This is a genomic window from Pseudorhodoplanes sp., assembly GCF_035565795.1.
In the GTDB taxonomy this organism is placed as follows: domain Bacteria; phylum Pseudomonadota; class Alphaproteobacteria; order Rhizobiales; family Xanthobacteraceae; genus Pseudorhodoplanes.
The window spans coordinates 1-6,062 of record NZ_DATMRV010000098.1 but is presented as its reverse complement, the minus strand read 5'-3'; the positions used below and the strand labels follow the sequence as shown (position 1 = coordinate 6,062).

Genomic DNA, 6,062 nt, shown 5'->3' with positions numbered 1-6,062 from the left:
GTCGATCTCGGCCGGACCGAAAGCTGCGGCAAGTCCCGGAATGCCCTCCCGTGCGCACGTTTGCAGCACCGCCGCATGTTCTTCTGCGTGATGACCGAACGCGGTGTCGAATTGCCGATGACTGAGATAAGCATCACGCGCGATTGTGAGTGCGCGGCGCAACTGCTCGACGGTCTGATCGGGCGTGAGAGCCGGATCCTTGTTGAACCATTTCGGCACCATCAGTTCGGCGGTCGCGCCGAGACTGCGGTGACCGTCTTCGGTCTCGATCTCGGCGAACAGAAACAGCTGCGATGCCGCGGTCACGGTCACGGCGCCGAACTTGAACGGCCCCCGGAACTCGACCGGCCGCTCGAACCAGTCGATCGAAGCAATACGCAACCGCCGTGCCATGCACCCACCCAACCAGGACTGAAATGGCTCGTCCCCGCTCAAATCGTCGAAATTTCTGCGGCCTGGGTCAAGGGCGGTATCATGCTAGGCGCACGAATGGAACTCTCGAAGCTCTTTTGCGTTGCACCACCTGAGCTGCGCTGATGTACCTTTCATGCGCGACCACGTCTCCACAACGGGAGGAAAGTTTCATCCGGTGGGCCACACCCTGCGAGGCCCTCGGTCAAACTAGCGCCATTCGAACGGGGCCTTTGGTCTGATGGCTCCATTTTCAAACAAAGCGGACCGACCGAAGGACGCTGCCTCTGAGCGGGCCTGCGGCGGTGGAAAGAACAGTCAGCGTCGCCTCATGCCGGACATCCTCACAAAAATCAGAACGGATGACAGCGATCCCAGCCCACCCCAAAACCCAACATGGCCGCCCCATTCGGCGCCGCGCGTCGATCAGCGCACCACGGCAATCTTCCTCGACATCGACGGCACGTTGCTGGATATCGCGCCCACGCCGCTGGACGTAAAGGTCTCGGACGAACTGCGCGCGGTCCTCGCCTCGCTGCGGCAGGCCTTCGGCGGCGCGGTCGCCTTCGTCAGCGGACGCCCCGTGGCGGAAATGGACAGGCTGTTCCATCCGCTGCAGCTCGCCGCCGTCGGCGGCCACGGCGCCGAAATCCGCTTCGCGCCGGACAGCGAGATCAAGCGCAGCAGGATCGCGACGCTGGACGACGAGCTGCGCGCCGCGTTCGCCCGTATCGGCCGCATCGGCGAGGGCGTGATCATCGAGGACAAAGGCTATTCGCTCGCGATCCATTACCGGCTCGCGCCCGATCTCGGCGGCGAGATCATGAAAGGCGTCACGTCCATCTGCAGGAATGAGCGATGCGACTCGCTTGAGATTCTCCCCGGCAAGCTGGTGGTCGAGATCAAGCCCGGCGGCTACGACAAGGGTACGGGCCTGCGCGAAATGATGAGCGTGCCGCCCTTCACCGGCCGCAAGCCGATCTTCGTCGGCGACGACGTCACCGACAACGCCGCGTTCGCCGTGCTGCCGGACTTCGGCGGCGCCGGCTTCTCCGTCGGCGGCGCCGTGCCGGGCACAAGCTTCAACTTCGACGGGCCGCAGGATGTGCGGCGCTGGCTGCGCGATCTGACACAGGAGCATCGATGACGCCGGGATGGACCGATTACGGGCTGGACCTTGCGCTCATCGGCAACGGCCGCACGGCGGCCCTGCTCGAACCTTCTTCACGCATCACCTGGTGGTGTTTCCCGCGCTTCGACAGCGATCCGGTTTTCTGCCGCCTGCTCGCCGGCGACGAGGAAAAGGGCTTCACCGACGTCGTGCTCGACGGCCTGAAAGACGTGAAGTCGCAATATCTGCGCAACACGCCGATCGTCGTCACCGAACTCACGGATGAGCATGGCGGCAGCGTCCGCATCACCGACTTCGCACCGCGCTTTCAGAATCTCGACCGCACCTATCGCGCGCCGCAACTCATCCGCATCATTGAACCCATCGCGGGACTGCCGCGCATCACTGTCCGCTTCCGACCGACCTACAATTATGGAATTCCGGTCCAGCATCATGCCGTCGGCAGCAACCACATCCGTTATTGGGGCAGCGAGATGCATATACGCCTCAACACCGACGCCCCGCTGTCCTATATCGAGCGCGAGTCGTCGTTTGTCCTGACGCGTCCGCTGCATATGGTGTTCGGCCCCGATGAACCCTTCCCGGCCGCACTCGGTACGACCTGCCGCGACTTCCTCGACAAGACCCGCGATTATTGGCGCGAGTGGGTTCGCCGCCTGAATCTTTCCTATGACTGGCAGGACGCGATGATCCGCTCCGCCATCACGCTGAAGCTTTCGAATTTCGACGAGACCGGCGCCATCATCGCCGCACACACGACATCGATCCCGGAATCCCCCGGCTCCCAGCGCAACTGGGATTATCGTTTCTGCTGGCTGCGCGATGCCTATTTCGTGGTGAAGGCGCTGAACCGCATTGGCGCGACGCGCGCCATGGAGGATTTCATCCTCTACATCCTGAACCTCGTCTCGGAAGAAGCCGAGATGATCCGCCCGGTCTATCCGATCGTGCCGGCCGATCCGATGGACGAGCGCGTCGCAGAACATCTGAGCGGATTTCGCGGCGACGGCCCGGTCCGGATCGGCAATGCCGCCGCCGAACAGGCGCAGCACGACACTTATGGCAGCGTCATCCTCGCCGCGATGCCGATGTTCTTCGATCGCCGCCTGCCGCAGATGGGCGACGAGTCGTTGTTCAACCTGCTTGAAGTCCTCGGCCGCAAGGCCGAGCGGCTTGCGCTGACGCCGGATGCGGGCCTCTGGGAATATCGCGGACGCCAGCGCATCCACACGCATTCCGTCGCGATGTGCTGGGCGGGCTGCAATCGCCTCGCCGCGATCGCGCAGAGACTCGGCTTCATCGAACGCGCCAATTACTGGAACGACGTCGCGGACCGCCTGCATGCCGCGATGATGCAGAAGGCCTGGAACGAGAAGCGCTCCGCCTTCACGGCAGCCTTCGGCTCGGACGATCTCGATGCCAGCGTGCTGCTGTTGCAGGAGCTTGGCGTGGTCGAAGCCGATGACCCGCGTTTCGTTGCCACCGTCGCTGCAATGGAACGTGAACTTCTGCGCGGCAACCACGTTATGCGTTATGCCAGCCCCGACGATTTCGGCGTGCCCGAGGGCGAATTCCTGATCTGCCGCTTCTGGCTCATCGACGCCTGGTGGTCGCTGGGACGCAAGCAGCAGGCGCGCGACCTGTTCGTCGATGCTCTTCGTTACACCAATCGCTACGGGCTGCTGGCGGAGCATATCCACATGCAGACCGGACAACTCTGGGGCAACTTCCCGCAAACCTATTCGATGGCGGGTCTGATCTTGACCGCGATGCGTCTGTCACGAAGCTGGGAGGATCGCTATTGGCGCGGCTAGTCGTTGTATCGAACCGGGTGTCGGCCCCGAAATCCGGCGCGCGCGCAGGCGGCCTGGAGGTCGCCGTGATGGCTGCGCTCAAGCGCAATCCCGGAATCTGGTTCGGCTGGAGCGGCAGGCTATCAAACAAGATTCTCGCCACACGCACGATCGAGAGCGACGCCGTCTCGTATGTGCTGACCGACCTGCCGAAGGCGGCCTATGACGAATTCTATTACGGCTTCGCCAATCGCGTGCTGTGGCCGATCCTGCATTACCGGCTCGATCTCGCGGAATTCTCGCGCCAGGATCTCTCCGGCTACACACAGATCAATGAGCACTTCGCCGACGAACTCAGCGAGTTGCTGAAGCCGGACGACGTGGTGTGGGTTCACGACTATCACTTTCTGCTGCTGGCCAAGGCCTTGCGCGAACGCGGACATCGCAACCGGATCGGCTTCTTCCTGCATACGCCGTTTCCGCCGGTCGAGATCATCACCGGCCTGCCCCACCACGGGCGCATCATCTCGGCGCTGTGCCACTACGACCTGTGCGGCTTCCAGACCGAGACCGATGCCGCAAACTTCGCGCGCTATGTCGAAAGCGAGTGTCGCCTCCCCGGCGATCGCAGGAAGGGCTACGACACCGGCGAGCGCATCGTGCGGATCGGCGATTTCCCGGTCGGCGTCGAGACCGACAATTTCAACAAGCTGGCGCGTCGCGCGATCAAGTCATCCTTCGTCGGCGGCGTGCTGTCGTCGTTGTCGGGCCGCGCCATGATCATCGGCGTCGACCGGCTGGATTATTCCAAAGGGATCGAGAACCGGCTGGCCGCGTTCGAGCGCTTTCTCGACACCTATCCGGAATGGCGCGACAACGTTACCTATCTGCAGATCACGCCGAAAAGCCGATCGGAGATTCCCGAATACATGCAGATGGAACGCAACGTCTCCTCGACCGTCGGCCGCGTCAACGGCCAGTATGGTGAGGCCTCATGGACGCCCATCCGCTACGTCAATCGCGCCCATACGCGCACCGCGCTGGCCGGCCTTTATCGTGCCGCGCGCGCGGCCCTGGTCACCCCATTGCGCGACGGAATGAATCTCGTCGCCAAGGAATATGTCGCTGCGCAGGACGCGGACGATCCAGGCGTGCTGATCCTGTCGCGCTTTGCCGGCGCTGCGGTGGAATGCAAGCCGGCATTGCTGGTGAACCCTTACGACACCGAAGCCGTCGCAGCAGCGATCCATCGGGCACTCACCATGTCGATCGAGGAGCGGCGCGCCCGCCACAGGGCGCTCTACAGCATCATAGCGAAGAACGACATCAACGAGTGGCCGGCTCGTTTCCTCTCGGCACTGACCGGCGCACCGACGCTTGGCAGTCCGGCGGGCCCAATTCCCGCGGCCGCGTCATCGGAGGTTGTCGCGCTGCCGGAGCGCCGCGCCGCTTATCGGGCCAGCTGAAAATCAAGCGAAGGGAGAGACCGATGTCCGCAATCGGAAAGCGTCGTTGGGCAATTCCCGAAGGCTATATTCCGTCGGGCAGCGTTTCGCAGGATCGCGCTCTGCTCTCGCACGAAACCGCGTGTATTCTCAATGCCAACGACCGCGATGCGAATATCAGCCTGACAGTGTACTTCGCGAATCGCGATCCGGTTGTGTACAAGGTGAAGGTCGGCGCGCGGCGCACGCTTCACCTGCGCTTCAACGACCTGAAAGACCCGGAGCCGATCCCGCTCGACACCGACTATGCATCGGTGTTCGAATCCGACGTACCGATCGTGGTCCAGCACACGCGGCTGGATTCCCGCCGTGCGGAAATCGCTCTCCTCTCCACGGTGGCCTACGGAGAGGACTGACGCCGGACCACGAACCGCCGCCTTGCACTTCCGCCCGCTCGCATCTGTTGCCGGATCAACATCCGCCATCCCGAAAACAGCGCGACGCGACGGCCCCGCATTGAACATCGGGTATGTCGTAACTCCGGAATAATCGCTTGCCGGTTCCGGGTGCTGTTTGTCGTGAATACCGTCGGGATCGAACTTTCGGCCCGTTGGCAGCGACGATTCCCGCGCATATGGTCGCCGCCCCGAATCGATTGAGGGTGCTGATGGCTGCCGACCTTTCGCGTATTGCGCGCACGATTGCCGACGAGATTGCTGCCAAGCCGCCGCAGGTTGCCGCCGCGATCGGACTTCTTGACGAAGGCGCGACGGTTCCGTTCATCGCGCGGTATCGCAAGGAGGTAACCGGCGGACTAGACGACACGCAACTGCGCCAGCTCGAGGAGCGGCTTGCCTACCTGCGCGATCTCGAAGCGCGGCGCGAAACCGTGCTCGAATCCATTCGCTCGCAGGGCAAGCTCACCGACGAGCTTGAGGCGAAGATCGGCGCCGTCACAACCAAGGCCGAGCTGGAAGATCTCTATCTGCCCTACAAGCCCAAGCGCCGCACCCGCGCCGAGATCGCACGCGAACGCGGCCTCGGTCCCCTCGCCGAAACCATTCTCTCCGACCGATCGGTGGTGCCGCTCGAGCTCGCCGCGCAGTTCATCACCGATGACGTGCCGGACACCAAGACGGCGCTGGATGGCGCGCGCGACATTCTGGTCGAGACCTTTGCGGAAAACGCCGAGCTGGTCGGCCGCCTGCGCACCTACCTCAAGGACAAGGCCTTCGTGCACGCCAGGGTCATCGACGGCAAGCAGGAGGCCGGCGCCAAGTT

Annotated in this window: 5 protein-coding genes and 1 pseudogene; 5 read left to right on the top strand and 1 reads right to left on the bottom strand. The window is 63.3% G+C overall.

Translation table 11 applies throughout. The annotated features are described in order from the left end of the window. A pseudogene (locus tag VNZ93_RS09635) lies at positions 1 to 393 on the bottom strand (hypothetical protein); the annotation flags it as partial. 349 nt (positions 394 to 742) lie between these two features. On the opposite strand from VNZ93_RS09635, the gene otsB reads away from it, so the two are divergent. The 5 genes from otsB to VNZ93_RS09610 form a co-directional block, all read left to right on the top strand. Then, positions 743 to 1,558, top strand: coding sequence for a trehalose-phosphatase (gene otsB / locus VNZ93_RS09630; protein WP_325703524.1), 816 nt, complete (start codon positions 743 to 745; stop codon positions 1,556 to 1,558). Continuing rightward, entirely contained in the window at positions 1,555 to 3,357 is a 1,803-nt protein-coding gene (locus tag VNZ93_RS09625) for a glycoside hydrolase family 15 protein (protein ID WP_325703521.1), read from the top strand. The genes otsB and VNZ93_RS09625 overlap by 4 nt, the downstream gene beginning before the upstream one ends. After that, positions 3,345 to 4,802, top strand: a complete 1,458-nt coding sequence (locus VNZ93_RS09620; RefSeq protein ID WP_414710036.1) for an alpha,alpha-trehalose-phosphate synthase (UDP-forming) — start codon at positions 3,345 to 3,347, stop codon at positions 4,800 to 4,802. Before VNZ93_RS09625 ends, VNZ93_RS09620 begins: the two co-directional genes overlap by 13 nt. 23 nt (positions 4,803 to 4,825) lie before the next feature. Further along, entirely contained in the window at positions 4,826 to 5,197 is a 372-nt protein-coding gene (locus VNZ93_RS09615) for a sensory rhodopsin transducer (RefSeq protein WP_325703518.1), read from the top strand. A gap of 251 nt (positions 5,198 to 5,448) precedes the next feature. After that, a partial coding sequence (locus VNZ93_RS09610; RefSeq protein WP_325703515.1) for a Tex-like N-terminal domain-containing protein occupies positions 5,449 to 6,062 on the top strand: 614 nt, incomplete at its 3' end.

Coding starts and splice junctions, on each gene's coding strand:
- otsB (WP_325703524.1), top strand. CDS start 743: ATGCCGGACATCCTCACAAAAATCAGAACGGATGACAGCGATCCCAGC.
- VNZ93_RS09625 (WP_325703521.1), top strand. CDS start 1,555: ATGACGCCGGGATGGACCGATTACGGGCTGGACCTTGCGCTCATCGGC.
- VNZ93_RS09615 (WP_325703518.1), top strand. CDS start 4,826: ATGTCCGCAATCGGAAAGCGTCGTTGGGCAATTCCCGAAGGCTATATT.